Source organism: Celerinatantimonas marina, from assembly GCF_046054165.1.
In the GTDB taxonomy this organism is placed as follows: domain Bacteria; phylum Pseudomonadota; class Gammaproteobacteria; order Enterobacterales; family Celerinatantimonadaceae; genus Celerinatantimonas.
Map to the genome: position 1 here is coordinate 1 of NZ_JBFNXK010000017.1, position 23,852 is coordinate 23,852.

Below are 23,852 nucleotides of genomic sequence, written 5' to 3' on the forward strand. Positions count from 1 at the left end.
GGCTCAAACTACAAGCCATCCTTGAAGGCTATGAACTCGCTTTGTCTCTTGAACAGGACTTGTGATCAAGAGACAGCCGCCTTTGGCGGTGGTGATTGAACCTTGGGGCTATTTCCCGAAGGAGCGCCCATGTTAGAAGTAATCCTCTTAATCACCACAAGTAAGAGGAAACAAAGAACATGGGCGACTATAGAAGTTCATCACATGTATATTGGCGTTGTAAATACCATATCGTATGGACGCCGAAGTATAGGTTTAAGATCTTGAAAGGTAATATAGGCAAAGAGCTTTATCGCTCTATCTACATTTTGTGCAATATGAAAGATTGTGAGGTCTTGGAGCTAAATGTTCAGCCAGATCATGTTCATCTAGTTGTGATAGTACCGCCCAAAGTGTCTATCTCCACATTGATGGGGGGATTGAAAGGGCATTCAGCAATTCGGTTGTTTAACAAATTTTCGCATAATAAGAAAGAAATTATGGGGAAATCATTTTTGGTCACGAGGGTACTTTGTCGATACGGTTGGTGTAAATGATGCCGACCGCAACACCCAGGGGCTGGAAGTCTGGCTGGACAAATCCAAGTCACTCGGAATCTATTAAAGTCCCGAAAAAGCTGCTGTCCGGGTAACCAAGAACTCTGATAGCAGCATTTTCATCAATAATGACTTCGACCTCGTTAGCGTCTTCTGGCGGCTCCAGAGGAATTCTGCCCCCCGCCAAGTAAATTAATTCCTGATTTGACGAGCCCCTCCAACGAAGATTCGTATTCCTTAAAGAAGAAGAGTAGCGACCTGTTATCATCAAGTCACAATGTTCTCTGAGCAACGCCCAATCCTTGCGTTTTACTAGCTCACTATACGTAAAACCGGTATATAAAACCGTCGAGTAGCCCGAGTAGCGCCTGACGGACCTTAATAACCAACGTGTGTTTGGTGCCTGTTGTAGAGGCTCACCTCCAAGTAGGGTTATGCCATCAATATCCCTGTATTGAAGAATTTCATCCAATAATTGCTCCCGATGTATCAATTGTTTAGGCTTAAATGACCACATCTGCTGATTCCAGCATCCTTCACAAGCTAACGAACACCCCTGGAGCCAAATAACGTAACGTTTACCAGGGCCATATATATGGCTTTCTGGTTCAATATGAGCAACATTGAAGTATTCGCCGTAATCTTTGGCCACGGCTACACCATCCGAGTCAGGACCAGTTGGATCTGGCCTTTACTGTTGGTAGTTTCCTTAATGGAGTACCCTTGGGCTTTAGCCTTGGCAATAGCCTGCTGGCGCGTTGCTTCAACACGGGCTTTACGTTCTTCTTCGAGACGAATTCGTTCCTGCTCGACCAGTTTTTCCAGATGCTTTTCATAAGCAGATTCGTAAGCACCACTCACATCAGTCAGAAATCTGGAAACCTTGATATAACCCTTTTCTGAAAAGCGATCGACGGTACGACCTGCGTACTCATCTGAATCATGCATCATTACCCAACGATCTCGCTCAAACCGAAATAGCTGGCGGCCGTTATAATCGCTGCGATTCGTTAGAATATCCCCAATATGAAGTCGATTGCGCTGAACAAGATCAACATCACTTGAAGTGACTCTTTGTGGTTCAGCCCCAACCGCTGTCAGAGCCTCCATCAGCACTTCTTCAATCACAAATGGCGTAGTTGTTTTAATTACGGCACTCATCAAGATTTCCCCTTGAGTGACAGCACTCGATTAGTCTGTTGGGTTTGCTGTTGATGATATTCATCGGTCTTCTTGACGTTGCTGACGACACCTTCCAGATTCAGCAACTCGTCCAGCGCCTCCAGACAGCTTTCCCCTTTAAAGCCACTGGTCTTGGCGGTAATAGCACCTTCTTCATCAATCGTCAGGGTGATTTTCTGTTCAGGCATTGGCTGACTCCTTGTCACACACAAGTTGAGCTCTCAGGCGTTCTGCATCTCGACTGGCTTGCTCGATCTGATCGGTATCAAATACCACCAGATATCGATTCTGCTGATACTTACGTAACTCCGTACCATTGGCAGGCAGTTCTTCTGATGGCCACTGGAATTTGTTTTCAGCAGCTATATTACCTTTCAGACCGAGCTGTTTGGCAAAGGCATCGGATGCTTGTTTCGGCTGATACACAAACGATGAACCATGTTCATTCAGTGCCTTTTCTGCTCGTTCCTTGTCAGATCTGCTGTTATCCAGTGCTTTTTGAGCCTCTTGAATATCACGTTCGATTTTCTTCAGCCCTTGTTCGTGGTCTGCGAGGCAGCGTTCAAAAGCGCTGTAATGCTTTTTCCAGACCTTCCCCTTGGTGGATGTTTTCCAGTTGTTAGCCTGACCCACATCCATCGACCGCAGAGCCTCTCGCCTGGCTTTTATACAAGCCTGACGAGCCTGTTGTATTAATTCTTCACGCCTGGATTTCGCTTGTCGAATCGCTTCCTGTCGAGCCTGCTTTTCTGGCTCATTAGCATCTTTGGGGGCCGCCTGCGGAATCTCAGGCAAGATTTCTGTAAGAAACTGCTCAGACTGGATGCCGTTGATTTCGGTATCACTTAACTGTTGATCCGTCAGTTTTTCGGCAGCCTCTACCCAGCTATTCCTGAATTTTTGCTCAACCTGAGAGATGGCCCCTGCCTTGTTGTTTTGCAGCTGATCAAGGACCAATGACGTCTGCTTCAATAACTCGCTCGTCTTCAACTGATCAGCCTTAAATTCGTCTCGTCGGTGCTCCCAACGCAGATTTTGCTCGGCCTGGTTCATCTCCTGCTCGGTATCGGTACCACGCTTGTAAATTTTATCATGCAAGGACTCTAATCGCTGGCGATGTTGCACTCGCTCTGCCGGTGTAGCCTTGGTGACAGACCAATTCTTAAGGGTGTCTATTTCCAGATTTAGGGGTTTCACCAATTGTCCCTGCCCGAGTAAGAACCCTTTGATAAAACCTCTTAACTTATCAGCGATACTTGCTTGCTGTTGGTCGATTTTGGACTGGGCACTAGTGAGCACTTCAAGGCGTTGCAGCCAATCCTGTTCTGTGTCCCGCCAAGCCTGATACAAGGCATCCGGCTTCGCAGAGTCAGGGCCGTAGGGCGGGTGCACCACCACATCATAGTCAATAAAGTGAGCTAGTCGGCTACGTTGCCAACCAGTCACTCCGGATGCAAGCTGTTCGGCTTCATCATTCAGGAAGCTGTCAATGTCCTGAGTATTGATATCCTCAAGTTCAATTTTACGAACCTCCTCAACCACACATTCCAGACCCGGTTGGTCGGCGAAACGAAGTAGCTGTTGATCAGTACATTCGCGAATCAAAGTTGCATTTTTATATTGCCATGCAGCCTCTTCAAAGGCACGGTCGTAGGCCTGCTCAAGTTTCTGGCTTTGTTGTGCGGATAATTTCAGACACCAATTGGCCGCCGAAAAATCCGTTTGGTCTGGCAGCAACCAGTTCCCTTCCCTTGATATCAATAACGATGGAATCAGATTCTCGGTCAGGGCTACGCCGGTACGGGCCTGCTTTGCTACTTCACCGGAGTGAGTACCCAGCAGCAAACGCCAGCCATCACCGGAAGCATTAAAGCCGGAATGAGTGGCTGCTTGCAGATGTTCCAGCGTATCGCCCAGACAATCTTTCAAGGTGCCACATAGCTGATGGGAGTGATTGGTAACAACCATGCCATCCGGATGTTGCACACTGGATTGCTGCTGGTTCTGTTGCAGGTATTCCTCGTTGCTATTTTCCCAGAACAGTTTGCAGAAGCTACGAAAACTGTCATCGGTCTGTTGCGGCTCCAGCTGGATTCCCCAAGCAGATTGATCAGCAGACACCAGAGGCTGCCCTGACATTAACAGCAGCCCTTGAGCCTGAGTGGTAGTGTGATCGACCAGCACCATAGCACCTTGCTGGCTCACGCCAGTACGGATCAGGCAACGACCAGACAGGGTATCAATTGCCGCCTTGTTGGCGTTTTTGTCGCCCAGCAGCAGATAAATACGAACGCCTTGTTCGGCCTGTTCTTTGATGGTCTGAATCAGCGATTCGTCTTTCAGGTTTTCACAGGCAATCAGCAGAGTAAGACGAGAACCACTGACGTATTCAACAATGAGTTTGCCAGGATCAAACGAATCCAATGAGTTACTGAAGTCTGCATCAGACTCCTGTTTGCTGAACAAAGCCGGTAAATGCTCGTTCTGGTAATCGATTCGAAATTGTTCCTGACGAGGTACGATCCGTGTCATCAGAGAGCCTCCGCTACGGTGTTATTAATCTGGTCTTGCAAGTATCGAGGCAGCTCAGCCACTTCTTTCGGAGTGAAGGTTGGTGAGCCATCAACTGTGAATTGCCCACTATTTTCACGAATAAAATCCAATCCACTACTGCACTCCCAGCACCAAGTATGCTGAGTACCGACCAAAATCCAGTAGCGACCGTGGTTATCATTTTGCTTTTGGAGGATTTCGCGTGACCAGTTGTCTGGCAGTTCTGCTTCTCTTACGTGCTGCTTATCCAGCGTCAGCAGCAAACCTTCAGCATCAGCAAGACAATCAGCCACATGCTTCAGGTTGCGGATCTGACGTGAGGTATGAACATAACGATCTGAATAGATGATGTGTTCAATGTATTCGCCGCCTGACAACTGTTGGATCAGCTCATCGAGCTCCAATACATCACCGTTTACCAGACTGATCGGCATCCGCAATTTTTTGCTTTTGGATGGAGTCAGATCTGCCATGGCCGCAATATGCCAGTAGGCTTGTGGCTGGCTTTCGCGTGAAAGCTCAGACAACAAGGATTGCTGTTCTTTAAGTGGTAACTCAAAGCCATTCAAGGCGATATGATCCAGCCATTCTGACTGCTGCTTACGCGCCTCTGTCGATGAGTGGTATTTTCTGCTGTAGAAGTCTTCCAGCCAGCAGCGCTGCCACTCTTCAGCATCAGCCTGGTTCGTTGGCTGAATGGGAATGCATTTGGCCTGAACCGACTGAAACTCCCCCATATTGGTTTGTAGACCCGAGCGATTAAAACTTCCAATCTGGAATTTCTGCACCGCTGAGGGATAACGCTGAACCTGTTCCAATTGAGTATCTACACGCCGTTCTTCGGGTAGCCAGTGGCCGTAGAACTCTCCAGCGATAGCAGTCATCACATCGTTCAGGCGATCACCAAAATCATCAATGGAGAGTTCCAAAGTTTCTGGGCGGGAGCTGGGTTTGTTCTGATTGAATTGCAACATATCCAGCAAGCCTGTCAGACTGAGCTTCGATGCTAAAAAATCCAGTGTCCATTCAAGCTGAATCTCTGCTGATTTATCGGGCGAGCAAATCACTTCGGGTTCGAACGATGCCAGCTGCAGGCTAATATTCTTCAGTTCAGACTTGCTACGATCGACGAAAGACTCTTCCAGAACATTCAGCTTTAAAAGCTGCTCTACCCGAAATTCTGATCGGGCTGCGTCCGCCCCTTTTTTCCAGCTTCTCACGTCAGAATTTTTCAGGTCGGGTTCAAAGAATGCTGTATCCCGCTGCATCATGACTGGTCGAGTTTCCAGCAAAGGATCATTATCTGTGTACCAGATATGGTAAAGACCACGCTCTTTGGCTTCGAACAAGCCGCTATCGACGACTTGCTGGCCTTTATCTGTAATGCCTGCTTCATCCCACAGCGCTTCCCGCGTGAGATACTGCTTCAATCGAGGTGGCATATTGGCCGGATTGTTTTGCATACCCTTTAACAAGGACACCAGATCGGGGCGCTGCCGCAAAAACGTAACCCTTGCGATGATGGGATAACGTTTCAACTGAACGGTTCTGCTGAGCGTTAAGGCCAGCGAGCCTTTTTTGCCATCAGCCTGCTTCTTATCCCCACTGGATTGATTCGCAGCATCTGCTGGAGTATTCGCATTGTGTTCCGCTAACGGCTTCATTCTGTTTTTCTGATTGCCACTCATTGATGAGACTTCCCTTTCTTAACTACATGATAGTGTGTCTGTTTTTGGCTACTCACAGTAGAAACACTGCAGGATTTTGCGAGTTTTTTTAACTCCAGCGTGCGAGAACGCTGGGAAAAATATTCATGATGCCCCACAATCACCAACTGATAGCGGGCACGGGTAATGGAGACATTCAGGCGGTTAGGTGAGTCCATAAAACCATCACGATGGGTATTCACCATCGACAAGAACACCACATCCGCTTCCTGCCCCTGGAAGTAATCCACCGTCGCCAACTTGATCGATATGCCTTTGTAATTAAACCGTGCATAGCGATTGGCATTACCCGGAAGCTTTTGAAGTACTTCCCGCAGGGCTTTTTCCTGACCTTTGTAGAAGGTCAAAATTGCAACGTCGAAAGCTTCGTCTTTTTTGTTTTTACTTTTGCCTTCTGCCCAATCACAAAACGCTTTCAGCTCAGTTATCAAAACCTGCGTTTCTTGCTTGTTGCTATTGCCCCGCAAAGTTGTTCCCCGAACATCTAACCAGATATTACGAGACTTATACCTTGTGTATTGCCATGCCCGGTCAGAAGCCGTTTTACCACCATCCGCCAAAACACCTTTAGGGTAAAATTGCTGCCGAGGGAATGCCGATATATCAGGGTGCATGCGGTGCTGATAATTCAAAGTAGTATAACGCTGGGACTTTTCAGGGACATAAAACCCTTGATTCAAAGTGGTTGGTTCATCGTTCTTACGCTTTACCAGTCCATCCCTTGATAGCGCTTCAAGAATAGACGGAAACGCGATATTTTTGAGCACATGAATACGGCCATCAACCGATACTGATTTAGGAAATAGCCGCTCCAGAGTGTCCTCTAGATAGCCGGTTTTTCGCTTCTGGTTGGCCGATAATCGCAACCAGTACTCGCGTTCCAGACGCCAGCACACCTCCTCCGACCATTTGGTGCTATCGATACGATCAAGCAATTCCGTATGAACCTGCACGGTATCTGTGTAACCGGTAGTTTTTACCTTAAAGGACTTACAGTCAGTTCCCGAAACCTTATGCTGCGCTGCTTGGGAGGTTCGACACCAGTCGGGATGCAGTATCAACATATCGTCCGGGACACATCGAGAAAGACCTTCCAAACAGCCTTCTTCGACAAAACATAAATTGTGGCGATACAGCTGTTCAGGATTCCGCTGAATCTGTTTAAAGCCAACCATGTGTCTATCTGCATCACGTCCCGTGTTTGCCATTACGACCAACAGGTTATCCAGGCCCTTAGCAAGTTTTGGCAGCGAAGTACGTGTTCGAATTTCTGCAACCAATGCACTTGCAACGTCCCGGGTAACAGGCACTAGCATTGGATGGGAATAGGGATTGTGATGATCACCTCGCAACTCCTCCAAAAGGAAACAGGCTTGTTGAACTGCTGCAGAAAGGTTCTGACCCAGTGTTTTGCCTTTGGGTGGAACCAGCATCAGATTATCGAGGTTGGCAACGATCTGCTCACGATCGGTAAACGGCGATAGCTGACGCACATCGCCCACTAACATCCAACGTTTGGCAAAACGCGCGGGGACCAAAAATTCTTGGAAGGTGGTTTTACTGCACTCGTCAATGATCATCACATCAAACAGCGGCTCTCCGGTATCCAGCGACACCTCACGGTCATTGAAAAGTCTTAAAATACCGATAGTAGTACCGCAAACAAGATTGGAAGAATCCACTATTAACTGCTTGCTGAGGTTTGCGCATCCATTCGTTCTTTTTAAGTCATCAAACAGTCGATCAAACTGAAATTCTTCAACACCGATGGCATTATTTTCATCACCGATACGCAAGGGAAAGATCTGTGCCAACAGCACTGGATTTTCCTTGATACGTTCCAGCACGTTGTTGATCGCTGCATGGGTCGAAGCTGATAACAGAATACGCTTGCCCTGTAACACCAGCTGCATGATCAGTTCAAGAATGGTGGTGGTTTTACCTGTCCCTGGCGGGCCATCCAAAATGGTGAAATCTTCGTTAGCCAGGGCTTTAGTAACAAACTCACGCTGACGCTCACAACCATCGAAGTTCGGGTCTGTCAGTACTGTCCAGCCGGACTCGGGGATTTGCACTACAGGTACGTCTGGCCAACTCGTCTGCCCACGTTTTTGCAACATCTGAACCAGCGGCCAATGTCCCCGTGCAGGCCGGCTCATCAATTGGTTGATGGCATCTTTCTGGCGTTTGAGCTGACTGGTATCCACACTCACGCGGATCTCGCAGGACTTCCCTTGTTGGGATGGATAGTCGCTGCTCCAGTTTTTCTTGCCTTTGATATTTCTGGCCAAGAGGATCTGGCGCTCGTCCTGACGGGCCTTGAGTACGCGGAAGCCGTCATCAAATTTGCGTTGAGTAGAGTCCAGAATTTTAATGTTCTGGTTATCGCCAAAGAAGTGATCCAGATCAGACTTGCCTGTATCGTCGCCACCTTCATTTTCGGTTAGCTGTATCCACTTTTCTTCGACGCGCGCTTTTTCCAGTTGCCAGGCGAGAGCTGGAAATACGGAGCAAGTGAGAGAATCGGAATCATTGAATTCCTGATTAGTACGACTTTCCAATATTAGGCTTTGCGCTTGTTTGCTATCTTCTACTCGCAGTTCCCAGTGATCACTTTGCAGGGATTGATCTTGACATTGAAAGTGACCGCAACTCAGCTTAGCCAGCTGCTTACTGGTAACATCTTCAAGCTTATGCCCGTCGACCTGCGGCGGGGAGTCTGCAAACAGTAGCCAACCATTACCTTCTGATTTGGCTTGCCATTGTTTAAGCTGGGATTCATCCAGCCCCTTGATCAAGGTGAAAGGCGTGTCTTGCCCGTCAACGGACAGCGTGCTGCTGGCTTTCACATGGCCTTGCAGAACCAGACGAGCGTCAGTTTGCTTCGTCACCTTACATGGCTGGCCGTCGATATAAACCGACTCAAGCTGATCAAGCTGAACAGCCAAGGGGCGCAGTTTCAGCCGATAGCCACTCCATGAAATCTGGTCATCATCTAATTCAAGCTCGGGTAAATACAACTGATGCTCCGAGGCGTTATACCCATCATCTGGAATATCCGTCTCTCGCCGCCCTTTGCCCTTACCCTGCTGAATTGGATCATTTTCATCCGGGTCAAAATCGGCATCGGGTAACTCACCATCGACGGTGAGAATCTCGAACCAACCTTGCTTGCCAGCCACCACTTCTATTTCGCTCACCGGCAACAGCTGCCAGATCCGTTTGTCCGGCTTGAGCTGATAACGCTTGTTAGCGACAGGTTTCCATTCGCAGCTGACTTCCTTGTTCTCCAGTGCCTTGATGCTGTTATTCAGGTAATGCATAAACGGCATCAGGACATTATTTGTCTGGCTGGCCAGTGCTTCAGCCTTGAAGCCTTGTTGTTCAAGGGCCGTAAAAAACGGGTTTTCCATAACAAGTTATCCTGATTATTTTCTGACGAACGGGTTTTCGCCTTCCTGTTTTAGACGGGGCTTTTTACTGTTGGAAGTATCCAGAAGTTCTGGCTCTGCCGAGCTGGCAGGAACTGCGCGCCCCTTCGCCCAAGCACGGGTATCTTGAATCATTTCCGCCATAGTAAAAGAGAGTGGAGAGGTGGCCTGAATGGCCTTGAGAATATCGTCCTTGTTTAACTGGTGGCCTTCGTCAAAAGCCAGAAACATGGCCTCCTTGACGGCTTCTTCCAGTTCAGCTCCGGTAAAGCCCTTGCTGGCGAGCGCCAGCTCATCCAGTTCGTCTTGCGTAAAATCATCGAGACGATTACGGCGCTTCAGATGAATAGAGATAATGTCCTGGCGATCCTGCTGTACCGGCAGGTCCACAAAGAAGATTTCATCGACACGGCCTTTACGCAGCAGCTCGGGTGGTAATTGGGCGATATGGTTAGCGGTCGCTACCACAAACACCGGTTTCTCTTTTTCCTGCATCCAGGTCAGAAAAGTACCTAATACGCGGGATGTCGTACCGCCATCTGTGGCACCAGAACTTTGCATGCCCGACAGACCTTTTTCGATTTCATCCACCCAGAGAATACTGGGTGCCAGCGCTTCAGCAGTTTGTAGTGCCGAACGGATATTAGCCTCAGACTGACCCACAATACCGCCATAGATTTTACCCATATCCAGACGCAACAGAGGCAGTTGCCAGGCATTCGCCACTGCTTTGGCGGCCAGGCTTTTACCTGTGCCCGGCAAACCGAGCAGCAACACACCTCTGGGGGTTTCCAGACCAAAATCACGGGCGTCTTTGGTGAACGACTGACGACGGCGATTCAGCCAAGATTTGAGGTTATCGAGGCCGCCGATATCGTCGAGCGTGGCTTTCGGATGAAAGTATTCCAGATGTCCGCTCTTACGAATCACCTGCTCTTTTTCTTTAACGATAAAAGGGATTTCAGATTCGGTGAGACGTCTGAACTGGCAAGCAGCCTTTGAGAAAGCCAGTTGGGCTTCGCTCGTTGAGAGGCCAAGTGCAGACTCGATCAGAGCGGATGACTCTTGATAGTCCCTCTCGTCCAGATCATAACGATCGCATGCCTGCCGCATCAGGGTTTTGAGGTCATCGGCATCCGGTAATGGCATCTCCATCACCTGCACTTCTTTCTCCAATTCTGGAGGCAGTAAAGGAGCAGGCTGAGAGAGCACAACAGTGACGTTATTTATTTCACGGCTGGCAACGGCGATCGCAAATGCACGCAAGCGGCTGATCAGGGTGTGCTCGTTAAGGAAATGATGGAAGTCTTCCAGCAGCAGGATGAAGTCAGGCTCTTCATCGCCTGCACTGATATCCACTAACCACTCGAGAACTTCTTGAGGCTGTTCCCCCTCATCTGCCGGCTCCCAGCAATTGTCTTCGAAATCGTATTTCCTCAAGCCCTGGGGCATGTTCCATATGTAGAGGTCTCGGTTCAGGTCTGTGCCTGCCTGAATGCAACAGGCGCGAATCCGCAGGGTTTCGTGACTGATGATTTGAATAACCGGTGCCGCAGCTTTCGTATTTAGACTGAACAAATCCCCAAATGTCACTGTCTAATCTCCATGTTAAATTGCCAGTAACTATAACTCATGGCAGATGTATATAAGCATTAGAAATATCAAGACTCCGCCAACACCCAAGCGGAGCTTCTGGCCCTAACCCGCTGTAAATAATCGCACAGACTGATCCCGCTGCAATAATCGGCTCCTGTTCATCCAGCACTGAGATATCCTCCAGATGATTGAGAAATGGCGTCAGCATACTGTCAGCATGCAGTAATTTTCACCGGCCAGCCACTGGCTCAGCTACTGTTCAACAATCACAATAAAGCTACGAGCCGAAATTTGATAAAGGAGGGTACGTTCCGGGCAATGGAGCACATGCAGCGGTGCGCCGATACTCGGGCTGGCTTCCCTGCCAACCGGCAACGGCAACATGTTTGCATCCTTGCGAAGTTATTACAGGCTCAGGTTAACACATTGAGCAGGGCCCCCTGAATTCCATCTACCAGGCGGCATAGAGCCTGCCGTTGCCAGCCACTCCCACTCAAATATCAATTATAACCACAAATAATTATAAATAAGAACTAGTTAGAAAGGATATCTTTATCGATACCATTATCTATACCATACGCAGATTTTTTAATTTTTTTGCTGCTCGTCGACACTTTAATTTGGCTTTGACCTAAGCCGAGGATTATGCTATATCATGACGAAGTACTTATTTCTCTTCAACACTCAACCATCGCGATGCCGATGTATTCTATCCATCTTGTGTCTCCAAGTTATCGCTGTATATTTAGAGAGTGTATTAATTCTTCCCCTTAGCTTATTACGGTCTCAGACAACCTAAGTGCTTCGCCTTCACCAATTTGATAAGCAGAAAACACACAATAACCGCTGCTGCAAAGTTATAGAGCATTCCTGCCACAAACGCAGACGAATACTGACTTGCCAACTCTACAGACTCATTATTCGTTGATAATGCTGTATTAAATAAAATACCTATCACTGCAACCCCAAACGCCGCACCAAGTTGTTGGACGGTAGAAACGACACCAGAAGCCATTCCTGCCTGTTTTTCTTCAACAAAACCTAATACCAAATTGAGTAGAGGTGTCATGATGGAACCCTGACCGAACCCAACAATAAACAAGGCGGGAATCAACAGTACCGCGTTGAGTCCGGCACCAGCCTCATAGACTTGTAAAATCAATAAGCCCATCGACACAGCATAGATTGACGCGCCTACCACAATCACCTTTTCACCCCATCTTGTAACGAGTTTTGGTGTAACTAATGAGGCCACGACAAAACCCACACTACACGGTGCAAAGATACTCCCTGCAACAAAGGGGTCAATTTCTAAACCCGTTTGCACCAGTAATGCAAAACTTAAGAAAAATGAGCTGGATGTAGAATAAACAAGCAGCACCAATACCGTTCCTAAAGCAAATCGCTTTTGGGATAAAAGCTGCATATCCACCAAGGGTAACTTTGCTGCCAGTCTGCTGTTTTCCTGCTGTCGATAAAAGAGTACCAGCATCATTGCAGCCCCGGCCAATGAGAGCAAAGTCCACGAGGGCCAATCGGCTTCAGGCCCATTAATCAGAGGGATCAATAGTAGCGACAAACCAACACTGATCAAAAACACCCCAACCCAATCTAAGCTGGGTCGTTCTTCAGATCTAGATTCGGGAATCAGACGGGCGCTAAAAATGGCAAACAGTCCGACAGGAAGATTAATCAAAAAAAGACTACGCCAACCCAGTTCAAAAAAGTCGCCATGCACAATCCACCCGCCTAACACCTGAGCGGCAATCGCTGCAAGACCAAGCGTCATACCTAACAGCCCGAAAGCACGTCGGCTGTCATCCCCCGTAAAGTTGACCCGAATGGAAGCATAAACTTGCGGAAACAACAGTGCAGCGGAGAATCCTTGTAACACTCTCGCCCCGATCAAGATATTAGCCGTGGGCGCAACAGCACAAACAAATGAACTGAAAGTAAACCCCAGCATGCCGATGATGAACAACCGGCGGCGACCGAACATATCACCTAACCGTCCTCCGGTGATAAGAAGTACTCCAAACGCCAGCTCATAGCCTGCGACAATCAAGCCTATCTGAGAAAAACTGGCATTCAATCCAGCCTGCATACTAGGAATGGCTACGTTGACCACAAATAAATCAAAAATAGTAACGAACCCTGCCAGTAACAATACATATAAACCACGCCATGGAGCCGATTTAGAGGGAATATGACTAGTGGTTAAAAGATGAGAACGTGTGCTCATACTGTATCTCCAAAGTGACAAAGAGCTGATTTTATAACTTTGTTAGACAGTTACAATTTAACCATTTATGCTATTACTAATAGTGATACGGTCAATGAGAACTACAATGCGAACCATGAAACGAACACGGGACGAGCTTGCCACTTTTTTACGATCTCGTCGTGAACGCCTCTCACCCAATGAGGTAGGCTTACCAAGCGGAGGGAGACGGCGCACACCAGGGTTACGCCGCGAAGAAGTCGCAGCTCTAGCCGGTGTCGGACTGACATGGTATACATGGTTGGAACAAGGACGTGATATAGGCGTGTCAACAGCCTTCTTAGAGAACCTATCAAGAGTTCTTAAGCTTGATGCCGCCGAGCGCCGACATCTATTTTTACTGGCTCATGAACGCCCACCGACCGATCAGGGCAAAACGTGGTGTGTGGTACCTGCTTTGATTCGTCGACTCATGGATGATATCGCTCAGCATCCTGCCTATGTATTAAATCTGCGCTGGGATGTGCTTGCTTATAACGATGCCGCGAACCGTCTATTCTGTTTCGAGCATCAACCTTCCGAGAGGCGGAATTTATTATGGATGCTTTTTACCGATCCAGTCCTGCTGGAACTTTTTCCCCACTGGGAAGAAGAAGCACCACGCATATTGTCCAGTTTTCGTCGTGACTATGCTAATGCAAGTCACGACTGTGATATCAAAGCGTTGGTAGATGAATTGAAGAAAGTGTCACCTGAGTTTCATCAGTTTTGGAAAGAACATGATGTTCATGCACCATGTAATGGTAGTCGAGAGCTCAAAGTAGACGGCGAGACTATCACGTTTGAACACACTTCTTTAATCATTGATGCAGACCGCCATTTGCGCTTGGTGGTTTATGCGAAGAGTGAACAAGATTAAATAAAGGCCCAGATATTATCACTAGGTAATTAAGGAGTGACCTAGTCGACTATCAAAGAGAAAATCTCACCATAAAAAATGCCAATCAGTAATACTGACTGGCATTTCATTTATTTTCTAAAGACTAGGCTAGTTGTTTACAACTAATCTTATTCCCACTCAATCGTAGCCGGTGGTTTTCCTGAGATATCGTAAACCACGCGAGAGATACCATCGATTTCATTAATGATCCGACTGGATACACGGCCTAAGAAGTCATATGGCAAATGCGCCCAGTGAGCGGTCATAAAGTCAATAGTTTCAACAGCACGCAGGCTGACCACCCAGTCGTACTTACGCCCATCCCCCATGACACCAACTGAACGTACAGGTAGGAACACTGTAAAGGCCTGGCTGACTTTATTATATAAGTCTGCTTTATGCAGCTCTTCAATGAAGATAGCATCGGCACGACGCAGTAAGTCACAATATTCTTTTTTCACTTCTCCCAACACCCGAACCCCAAGACCTGGTCCAGGGAATGGATGACGGAATAACATTTCGTAAGGTAGACCTAACTCTAAACCAATCTTACGGACTTCATCTTTAAATAGCTCTTTTAAAGGCTCGACTAAGCCCATCTGCATGTCTTCTGGCAAGCCACCCACATTGTGATGTGATTTAATCACATGTGCTTTACCGGTTTTAGCGCCTGCCGATTCGATCACGTCCGGATAAATTGTTCCCTGAGCCAACCACTTGGCATTTTGCAGTTTAGAGGCTTCTTCATCGAAGACTTCCACAAAAACGCGACCAATAGTTTTACGTTTGGCCTCTGGATCGTCAATGCCTTTCAACGCCGATAAGAAGCGATCTTCCGCATCAACCCGGATAATATTCAACCCAAATTTGTCACCAAACATTTCCATGACCTGATCGCCTTCATGAAGACGTAACAGACCATTATCGACAAAGACACAAGTCAGTTGTTTACCGACTGCGCGATGGAGCAGCATCGCAACCACGGAGGAGTCAACCCCGCCGGACAATCCCAAAATGACTTCATCATCGCCGACCTGTTCACGGATCTGCGACACAGCATTATCGATGATCGAACTAGATGTCCACAATGCTTCACAGCCACAGATATTCAGCACGAAATGCTCAAGCATCCGTTTGCCTTGACGGGTATGAGTCACTTCCGGATGGAACTGAACACCATAATAGTGTTTTTCTTCATTGGCCATAGCAGCAAACTGGCAGGTTTCGGTACGGGCCAATGTGGTAAAACCATCTGGAATGGCTGACACTTTATCGCCATGACTCATCCAAACATCCAGCAATGGTTTGCCATCTTCGCTAATCGCATCTTGGATTTGGCTAAAAAATGGAGATTCGTGCAGGACTTCAACCTGAGCATATCCAAATTCGCCTTCACCAATCCCTTTGATCACCTCACCACCCAGCTGAGCTGACATGGTCTGCATCCCATAGCAGATCCCTAATAATGGGACATTCAGATCAAACACCGCTTGAGGTGCTCGAGGTGATCCGGCTTCAGTCACACTTTCTGGGCCACCAGCCAGAATAATGCCATCCGGAGCAAACTCTCGGATCTGCGCATCATTAACATCCCAACCCCACAATTCACAGTAAACGCCAATTTCCCGGATCCGCCGTGCAATCAATTGTGTATATTGAGATCCAAAATCTAGGATCAAAATTCGATGGTCATGAATATCTTTGCTCATAGCCTGCTATTATCTCTGTTTAGGGGGCAAATAAATGGGCGAGACTTTCGCCTCGCCTGCTGCTTCAAAAGTTTAGCTGCCTAACCGATAGTTCGGTGATTCTTTGGTGATTGTAACATCATGCACATGACTTTCACCCATACCCGCACTGGTAATTTTCACAAACTCAGCTTTGGTATTCAGCTCTTCGATAGTCGCACATCCAGTCAGGCCCATGCATGAACGCAGCCCGCCCATCTGTTGATGGATGATCTCTTTCAACCGGCCTTTATAAGCAATACGACCTTCAATCCCTTCAGGAACCAATTTATCGGCGGCATTATCACTTTGGAAATAACGATCAGATGACCCCTGAGCCATCGCACCCAGTGATCCCATGCCTCGATAGGCTTTAAATGAACGGCCTTGATACAGTTCAATTTCACCGGGAGATTCTTCTGTGCCGGCAAACATACTTCCGACCATCACACAGCTAGCGCCAGCCGCTAAGGCTTTTGCGATATCACCGGAGAAGCGGATCCCACCATCGGCAATCACAGGAATACCTGTTCCTTGCAATGCTTCCACCGCATCAGAAACAGCGGTAATCTGTGGTACACCAACGCCAGTGACGATACGAGTGGTACAAATAGAACCTGGGCCAATCCCAACTTTAACGGCGCTAACCCCAGCTTCCACCAGAGCTTTTGCACCAGCAGCTGTCGCAACGTTCCCCCCGATAATTTGCAGGTCAGGATACGCTTGACGAGTGGCTCGAATACGGTCTAAAACGCCCTGTGAGTGACCATGTGATGAATCGATCAGCAGCACATCGACCCCAGCTTCCACCAACGCAGCAACCCGAGCTTCATTGCCGGCACTCGCCCCAACGGCAGCACCTACTCGTAACCGACCCAGTTCATCTTTACAGGCGTTAGGTTTACGTTCTGCTTTTTTAAAGTCTTTAGCTGTAATCAAACCCCGTAGTTTAAATTCGTCATCCACCAGCAACATTTTTTCAATACGGTTGCTGTGCATCAGCTGTTCAACATGTTCACGGGTTGTTTCAGTGGTAGTAATCAACCGTTCTTTAGGTGTCATCACATCACGAACTAATACGGCCGGGTTGTTTTCAAAGCGGACATCACGCCCAGTGATAATCCCAACCAGATCATTATCACCAACTACAACTGGATAACTGGCGAAACCGTGTTGTCTGGAAAGTTCAATGATTTCACCTAATGTCATATCAGGTGAAACAGTCACAGGATTTAAAACCACGCCGTTTTCAAATTTTTTCACTTTGCGAACTTCATTCGCCTGTGCTTCAATCGACATGTTTTTATGGATAAAGCCAATGCCACCTTCTTGAGCCAAGGCAATGGCCAAACGGGCTTCAGTCACCGTATCCATTGCGGCAGAAATCATTGGAATATTCAGCTTAATTTTGGCAGTTAACCGTGTGGCCAACTCTGCTGTATTAGGGAGGACCTCTGAATGTGCAGGAACTAACAGCACATCATCAAAAGTTAGAGCTTCTTTTTGGATTCGTAACATTGCAACATCTCACCGTCAAAAGATATACAAGGGGTTAAAATATTGCGAACGGATTATATTCTTTTTGCTGGCCAAGGTAAAATAAAAAGTGCTATTTTGGACGATTAATTTTTGACGATTGGAAAAATCGGAATGCCCGCCTCTGCTGCCCCCAAACAAACTATTTTATCAGTAAGTCAGCTGAACGAAAAAGTCCGCCAGCATCTGGAAATGCATATTGGGGAGATATGGCTGCAAGGTGAGATATCCAATTTAGCTCGCCCTTATTCCGGCCACTGGTATTTCAGCCTTAAAGATAACCGCGCTCAGGTCCGCTGTGCGATGTTCAAGGGACAAAACCGCAAAGTGCTATTTGATGTTCAAGATGGACAACAGGTATTAGTTCGGGCTCGAATCAGTGTCTATGAGCCACGGGGGGAATATCAACTCATTGTACAGTCGATGCAACCCGACGGGCTGGGAGCCATGCAACTAGCCTATGAACAACTGCGCTGTAAATTGGCCGCAGAAGGGTTATTCCAAGAATCACGAAAAGTCGCACTACCGGAAATCGTAAATCGCGTGGGCGTGATCACCTCCGCCAGCGGCGCTGCATTTCATGATATTACAGCTGTACTCAAACGGCTGGCCCCACAAATTGACATCGTATTATACCCAAGTCCAGTTCAGGGCCATGAAGCACCTGAGTCGCTCTGTCAGGCCTTAAAGATTGCGAATTTACGTGCGGAAGTCGATGTGCTCATTATTGGTCGAGGAGGCGGATCATTAGAAGATTTATGGGCTTTTAATTATGAGCCACTCGCCCGACAGGTTGCCGCCAGCCAACTTCCAATCATTTCAGCCGTCGGCCATGAAATTGACTTTACTCTCACCGATTTTGTCGCTGACTGGCGAGCCCCCACCCCTTCGGCGGCAGCCGAACGGATTGCCTATGGGCAGCACCAGTTATATCAAAAGCAAACTCAACTCTATCAACAACTCCAAAAACTTATAACCCGAATGCTCAGCATTCACGAGCAACATTTCAGACAGTTACAGCAGCGGCTATCCAATCAGTCACCCCTTCGGCAACTTCGCGTACAACAGCAGCATTGTGATGAGCTACATTTGCGTTTGCATCGGGCTTTAAATCGATATCTGTCCCAAAAACAACAGCATCAGGAACAACTGCAAAAACGCCTGCTACGCGTTTCACCTCAATATCATCTGCGTACGGCACATCGGCAATTACTGCAATTAAATGCCCGTTTAAGCTATAGTTATCAACAATATATAAAAACTAAGCAGCATCAGTTTTCAGGAACTATCCAGCAGTTACAGGCATTAAGTCCTCTGGCAACTCTGGCCCGTGGATATAGTGCTATTCAATCAGAATCAGGGCAGTGGCTCACCCACACCACTCAGTTTAAGCCTGGGATGATGATTGACATACAACTCTGTGATGGTCAAGTTCGGGCAAAAGTCGATAGTATTGATTAAATTATCATCTAAAATCTATATCTATAGACTCATCCTCGCTAAATCACTAAAATAGCGAGAAATGTTACCTGGATGATGCATACATAGGATGTTGATATGCCCCTGGACATAGCCGATAACGGTGAAGAAAAGTTAATTGAATTACTCTACCAAGCCGCGGCCACACCTGAAATTTGGCCCGAGTTATTACAACAGTTACATTGGTTTATTTTTGAACATTATCATATTGCCGACGGTCAGTGTTTAACTGACGAGTTATTTCAGTCCGTTTATTCACATCTAAACGATACGACCAAGCCTCCCTCTATGGAGCATACGCCACTCAACCGCCTTTGCCGTCATATGGCTCAAGCCCTGCAGATTACTAAACGTCTTTATCTTCTTGAAGAAAATCAACGTATTACCGAAGAAATTTTAAATCGAATCCCCGTTGCACTACTGCTGGTTGATGAATTGGCCTCGATAAAAATGAAAAACCAACAGGCCGAATCATTACTGGAACAGTCCGGTTTTATTCAGCAAAAAGGGCAAAAGCTACAACTAGCGGATCCTGTCCAACATCGCAAACTGCTAGAACTTATCAAGGAGCAATCTAAACCACGAGTTTTTCAACCCCAGAGTCGAGGCATATCACTCCAACGGCAGACTCCAGATGACCACCAGTTAATCGCCATTGTCATGCCATTATCCCAAAGCGCCATATCGATCTTTGAACATGCAGCTACGGCCGCAGTGCTCATTTCCGACCGACGACATGAAGCCGATATAGAGTTGTCAGCGATGGCTGATATTTATCAGCTAACCCCTAAAGAGATGCGAATTGTTAAGCATATCTCTCAGGGTAAATCTCCCCGAGATATCGCGAAATCGTTACATGTCAGTTATAACACCGTCCGCAGCCAACTGAAGTCGATCTTTGTTAAAACGAATGTTTCCAGCCAAAGCGAACTAGTCAATCTGGTTCTCGCCGGTACCGGAGCCATGCTGTTCCAAACCGCTGTATCGCAAAAGTGTCCTTTAGCTGATATCGCTCATGCTAATGAACAATTTTTAACACTCAAAGATGGTCGAACACTTTGCTTTCAAGAATATGGTGATCCTAAGGGGACCCCGCTCTTGGTCTGCCATAGTATTCTGGGGTCCAGACTAGAACATTTTATTCACCATAAAGATTGGTCCAGAGAATATGGATTTCGGCTAATCATTCCAGATCGTCCAGGTTATGGCTTTTCCGATCCAAATCCTTTGCTCAGTTATACCCAGTGGACCGATGATATATCACAGCTTCTCACCTATTTAAAAATCAACGAGATCGCTGTCACCGGTTATGCGACCGGAGGTATTTATGCAACAGCGTTAGCGGCTTGCCTGCCACAGCGAGTACGGCATCTCGTTCTCATCTGTTCCGGTTCATCGATAGAAAAAGAAGAAGACTTTAAACAAGCGGGGCCCTTGTACATCATGCATCTGCATCTGGCGAGGCACTTTCCATCCCTATATCGATTATTTCTGGCCATTCTAGAGCGAGGGCTTACATCGACCCCACAATTGTATTGCGACCTTTTGGCTCGAAATCTGTCAGACATTGATTTAAAAACATTTAAAAAGGCGGATGTGCTAGAGCAATATCACATGAATGTGAAAGAAGTGAATCGGCAAGGGGTTAAATCGTTCTCTGACGAGCTACTGCGCATGTTTCATCCCTGGGAATTCAATGTGAAAGATATTACATGCCCAACAACCTTATGGCACGGTACTGAAAATCAATACATCCCACTATCAACCGTCCAGAGGACTGGCAAAGCCATTAAACACTCAACACTCCACCTGATCCAAGGACAAGGCCATTTGATGATTTATCAACAATGGCCAGCTATTTTAAAACAGCTGCGCCATGATCTAGACCAAGCAGACGAGTAACTCCCCATTTGGGCCGTTAACTCGTGGAGCACTCCATGACGGCACGGCCACTACATGGGATGGAAACGATAAATCGAAGTTCGCTTAGATTTAAGCTCATTGCAGTGATTACAAAAATAATTCACGGCCCCACAAGCTTGCAAGACTTGCAGAGGCTGCTGACAAACACTGCAATAAGCCTCTTTTTTAAAATTTTGATGACAGTGATCACAGCGCCATTGCCCCGGAGCCGGATGGCTCAGGGGCTGTTCACAATCAGGACAGCAAAAAACAGTTTCGGTCATAACAACACCTTATTTAGATTTAGGGGATGACTGCCGTTGTTTTTCAATGCGCTTACGAGCCCGTTGCTGACTGAGGGTCAACTTGCCGGTTTTACCCGCATACGGGTTTTCACCCTCTTTAAACTCAATACGGATCGGAGTTCCGGTCATTTCAAGCGCTTTACGATAGTAGTTCATCAGATAACGCTTATAAGAATCAGGCAATGAGTTCACCTGATTACCGTGAATCACAATCCGAGGAGGATTATAACCACCAGCATGCGCATAACGCAGTTTTACCCGCCGCCCCCGAACTAAAGGAGGCTGATGATCTTCCCGAGCCATCTCCAAAATACGAGTTAACATCGACGTCGAAATACGTTTTGTAGCACACTGATAGGCCGCTTCAACCGACTCATATAGATGCCCAACCCCTGTACCATGCAGGGCTGAAATAAAGTGAACATTGGCAAAATCGATAAATCCTAAACGGCGATCCAATTCACGCTTCAGTTCATCTTTCACATCCTGCGTCAGACCATCCCATTTATTGACCGCCAGTACTAATGCTCGCCCGGCATTTAAAATGAAGCCCAACAAACTGAGATCTTGATCGGAGATCCCTTCCCGTGCATCAATGAGCAACAAGCACACATTGGCATCTTCAATGGCTTTTAAGGTTTGGATCACCGAGAATTTTTCGACTTTATCGGTAACTTTCCCTCGGCGGCGAACCCCTGCTGTATCAATAAGAATATAATCACGTTCATTGCGCTGCATCGGGATATACACACTATCCCGTGTTGTACCGGGCATGTCGTAAACAACAACTCGTTCTTCACCTAAAATTCGGTTAGTCAGCGTGGATTTTCCCACATTGGGTCGCCCGATAATCGCCAATTTAATCGGTAATTCTTCAAGTGATTGAGCCTGAGCTTCAGCTTCTTCTTCGGTTAATATTTCAGCCTCAGCAGATTCCGCTAATTCATCCTCAGCTTCAGGCCAGTCTTCAATCAATGGCTTCAGTGCTTTTTCAAGCAACTGACTCACCCCACGCCCATGAGCCGCAGCAATCGGATAAACTTCACCTAACCCTAAGCTGAAAAAATCACTGCTGGCCACTACCGCATCAATCCCGTCAGTTTTATTGGCCACCAAAAAAACCGGCTTGTGCTGACGCCGCAGATGTTCTGCGATCATTTCATCCCCAACAGTCGTTCCATCCCGGGCATCGACTAAAAATAAAACCACGTCAGCTTCTTCAATAGCCGCCATTGATTGACGGGCCATTTCCAGATCAATCCCCTGCTCATTGCCTTCGATACCACCTGTATCGATCACAATATACTGTTGTCCCGCTAACTGGGCCTGACCATACTTACGATCTCGGGTTAAACCGGGATAATCAGCAACCAACGCATCCCGGGTCCGAGTAAGCCGGTTAAATAGTGTTGATTTGCCTACATTTGGGCGCCCTACCAGGGCCACTACAGGAAGCACCATGTAATTTGTTTCCTAACAAAAAGAAAAAGCTCACAGTCAGATGACTATGAGCTTTATTGTAACGGATTAATGAACGTTACGCGCGTTTAAAGGCAATCAGTTTGCCGCTACGAGTCTGAATAATAATTTCATTCTCGGTCACCAGCGGCGCAATGTACAGGCCATCGCTGTCAAGTTCAAGTTTAGAGACAAAAGTTCCGGTATCCCGATTAATCCAGTACAGATACCCCTTTTGATCTCCCACCAACACATAATCACCATCAACGGCCGGAGCGGTGACATTACGGTACTGTAAAGCTGACAGCTGCCATTTCGGCTGACCACTAAATCGATCCACATCGATCACATGGCTACGGCTATCAGTCATGAATATTTCGCCTCCGGAAACGGCAATATCCTGATACGCCGAATAAGTACGCCGCCATACCCGCTGACCATCTTGTAAATTAATCGCGACCAAAGAACCATTATAGGCCACAGCGTAGAGTTCACTGCCCACCACGACCGGCTGGCTATCGGCATCCACTAGCTGTTCTAATTGGGTCGTTCCCCCCGATATGGCTAATTGGCTGGAGAACAACTGCTGGCCACTTTCCTGGGAAAAGATACTGACACTACCATTACTGCGCCCTAAAATAATAATCCCATTCGTTACTACCGGAACAGCCTTACCTCGCAAGGTTAATGCTGGCTGATCCAAACTAATATTCCATTGGATACGACCAGTCGTAGCATCCATTGACAGTAAATGCCCACTATTAGTGATCACATACAAGTTACCACTACTAAACGTCGGCGCAGCAATGACTTCTCCCGGCATAGACTGATGCCATTTTAACTTTCCGGTTGCGGCATCCAGTGCAAAAAAATCCGCATTTTCAGTGCCCAGATAAATCATCTGATTAGCCGCTAACAAACCTCCAGAAATTCGCAAGGATGAATCTTTGGTGTACTGTTTGCTATCCGGGAGATCAGTCAGATCATTCCGCCAAATTCGTTTTCCCTGAAGATCAAAAGCCGCGACAGTTCCAGCTCGATCCGCAGCATACACATGCTGATCATCGACAACCGGACGCAGCTGAGAATAATAGTTCCCCACACCATCCCCAATAGAAACTTCCCAAAGTTTCTGCGGATGAAACTGATTTTTAAACTCAGGCGTGGGGGCTGGCGTGTGTACGGGTTTATCTGAGCTACAGGCCACTAGCCCCAGCAATAAACCAACCGCCACGATAACTTGATACATCTTCTTCATA

At 47.2% G+C, this 23,852-nt stretch carries 18 protein-coding genes and 1 pseudogene; 4 read left to right on the forward strand and 15 right to left on the reverse strand.

Annotation, left to right across the window (positions count from 1 at the left end; genetic code table 11):
• Positions 1–179: 179 nt before the first annotated feature.
• Positions 180–603, forward strand: a pseudogene (gene tnpA / locus ABUE20_RS15900) (IS200/IS605 family transposase).
• On the opposite strand, the gene ABUE20_RS15905 reads toward tnpA, so the two are convergent.
• From ABUE20_RS15905 to ABUE20_RS15950, 10 genes are all read right to left on the reverse strand, one after another.
• Positions 586–1,188 (reverse strand): 4Fe-4S single cluster domain-containing protein, encoded by a 603-nt coding sequence (locus ABUE20_RS15905; RefSeq protein WP_408620939.1) that lies wholly within the window; start codon positions 1,186–1,188, stop codon positions 586–588. The pseudogene tnpA and the gene ABUE20_RS15905 sit on opposite strands and share 18 nt — an antisense overlap.
• Before the next feature lie 2 nt (positions 1,189–1,190).
• Entirely contained in the window at positions 1,191–1,697 is a 507-nt protein-coding gene (locus ABUE20_RS15910) for a hypothetical protein (protein ID WP_408620940.1), read from the reverse strand.
• On the reverse strand, positions 1,697–1,906 hold the full coding sequence (locus tag ABUE20_RS15915; protein WP_408620941.1) for a DUF2997 domain-containing protein: 210 nt from the start codon (positions 1,904–1,906) through the stop codon (positions 1,697–1,699). The genes ABUE20_RS15910 and ABUE20_RS15915 overlap by 1 nt, the downstream gene beginning before the upstream one ends.
• Positions 1,899–4,250 (reverse strand): hypothetical protein, encoded by a 2,352-nt coding sequence (locus tag ABUE20_RS15920; protein ID WP_408620942.1) that lies wholly within the window; start codon positions 4,248–4,250, stop codon positions 1,899–1,901. Before ABUE20_RS15920 ends, ABUE20_RS15915 begins: the two co-directional genes overlap by 8 nt.
• Complete coding sequence (locus tag ABUE20_RS15925) at positions 4,250–5,959, reverse strand: hypothetical protein (RefSeq protein ID WP_408620943.1); 1,710 nt, start codon at positions 5,957–5,959, stop codon at positions 4,250–4,252. The genes ABUE20_RS15920 and ABUE20_RS15925 overlap by 1 nt, the downstream gene beginning before the upstream one ends.
• Positions 5,956–9,411 (reverse strand): AAA domain-containing protein, encoded by a 3,456-nt coding sequence (locus tag ABUE20_RS15930; protein WP_408620944.1) that lies wholly within the window; start codon positions 9,409–9,411, stop codon positions 5,956–5,958. Before ABUE20_RS15930 ends, ABUE20_RS15925 begins: the two co-directional genes overlap by 4 nt.
• Positions 9,412–9,426: 15 nt before the next feature.
• Positions 9,427–11,022 carry an AAA family ATPase gene (locus ABUE20_RS15935; RefSeq protein ID WP_408620945.1) on the reverse strand — a complete coding sequence of 532 codons (1,596 nt, stop codon included), beginning with the start codon at positions 11,020–11,022 and terminating at the stop codon, positions 9,427–9,429.
• Between the two features lie 37 nt (positions 11,023–11,059).
• Entirely contained in the window at positions 11,060–11,233 is a 174-nt protein-coding gene (locus ABUE20_RS15940; protein ID WP_408620946.1) for a hypothetical protein, read from the reverse strand.
• Positions 11,234–11,277: 44 nt separating this feature from the next.
• Positions 11,278–11,409 (reverse strand): hypothetical protein, encoded by a 132-nt coding sequence (locus ABUE20_RS15945; RefSeq protein WP_408620947.1) that lies wholly within the window; start codon positions 11,407–11,409, stop codon positions 11,278–11,280.
• Between the two features lie 394 nt (positions 11,410–11,803).
• Complete coding sequence (locus ABUE20_RS15950) at positions 11,804–13,267, reverse strand: MFS transporter (RefSeq protein WP_408620948.1); 1,464 nt, start codon at positions 13,265–13,267, stop codon at positions 11,804–11,806.
• Positions 13,268–13,373: 106 nt separating this feature from the next.
• On the opposite strand from ABUE20_RS15950, the gene ABUE20_RS15955 reads away from it, so the two are divergent.
• Complete coding sequence (locus tag ABUE20_RS15955) at positions 13,374–14,165, forward strand: helix-turn-helix transcriptional regulator (RefSeq protein ID WP_408621011.1); 792 nt, start codon at positions 13,374–13,376, stop codon at positions 14,163–14,165.
• 149 nt (positions 14,166–14,314) lie between these two features.
• Here the strand turns inward: ABUE20_RS15955 and guaA are convergent, their stop codons facing one another.
• Entirely contained in the window at positions 14,315–15,895 is a 1,581-nt protein-coding gene (guaA, locus tag ABUE20_RS15960) for a glutamine-hydrolyzing GMP synthase (RefSeq protein WP_408620949.1), read from the reverse strand.
• Between the two features lie 72 nt (positions 15,896–15,967).
• Positions 15,968–17,431 (reverse strand): IMP dehydrogenase, encoded by a 1,464-nt coding sequence (gene guaB / locus ABUE20_RS15965; RefSeq protein ID WP_408620950.1) that lies wholly within the window; start codon positions 17,429–17,431, stop codon positions 15,968–15,970.
• 132 nt (positions 17,432–17,563) lie between these two features.
• Between guaB and xseA the strand changes: the two genes are divergently transcribed.
• Together xseA and ABUE20_RS15975 are read left to right on the forward strand one after the other, a co-directional pair.
• The gene (xseA, locus tag ABUE20_RS15970; RefSeq protein ID WP_408620951.1) at positions 17,564–18,910 is read left to right on the forward strand and encodes an exodeoxyribonuclease VII large subunit; all 1,347 of its coding nucleotides are present in this window, start codon (positions 17,564–17,566) and stop codon (positions 18,908–18,910) included.
• Between the two features lie 96 nt (positions 18,911–19,006).
• A complete protein-coding gene (locus tag ABUE20_RS15975) occupies positions 19,007–20,830 on the forward strand; it encodes an alpha/beta fold hydrolase (RefSeq protein ID WP_408620952.1) in 1,824 nt (607 codons plus the stop codon).
• A 50-nt stretch (positions 20,831–20,880) separates the two neighbouring features.
• On the opposite strand, the gene ABUE20_RS15980 is transcribed toward ABUE20_RS15975, so the two are convergent.
• The 3 genes from ABUE20_RS15980 to bamB all read right to left on the reverse strand — a co-directional run bounded on the left by ABUE20_RS15980 (position 20,881) and on the right by bamB (position 23,851).
• The gene (locus ABUE20_RS15980) at positions 20,881–21,114 is read right to left on the reverse strand and encodes a zinc ribbon domain-containing protein (RefSeq protein WP_408620953.1); all 234 of its coding nucleotides are present in this window, start codon (positions 21,112–21,114) and stop codon (positions 20,881–20,883) included.
• A gap of 9 nt (positions 21,115–21,123) precedes the next feature.
• On the reverse strand, positions 21,124–22,593 hold the full coding sequence (gene der / locus ABUE20_RS15985) for a ribosome biogenesis GTPase Der (RefSeq protein WP_408621012.1): 1,470 nt from the start codon (positions 22,591–22,593) through the stop codon (positions 21,124–21,126).
• 79 nt (positions 22,594–22,672) lie between these two features.
• On the reverse strand, positions 22,673–23,851 hold the full coding sequence (bamB, locus tag ABUE20_RS15990; protein WP_408620954.1) for an outer membrane protein assembly factor BamB: 1,179 nt from the start codon (positions 23,849–23,851) through the stop codon (positions 22,673–22,675).
• Position 23,852: the final 1 nt, after the last annotated feature.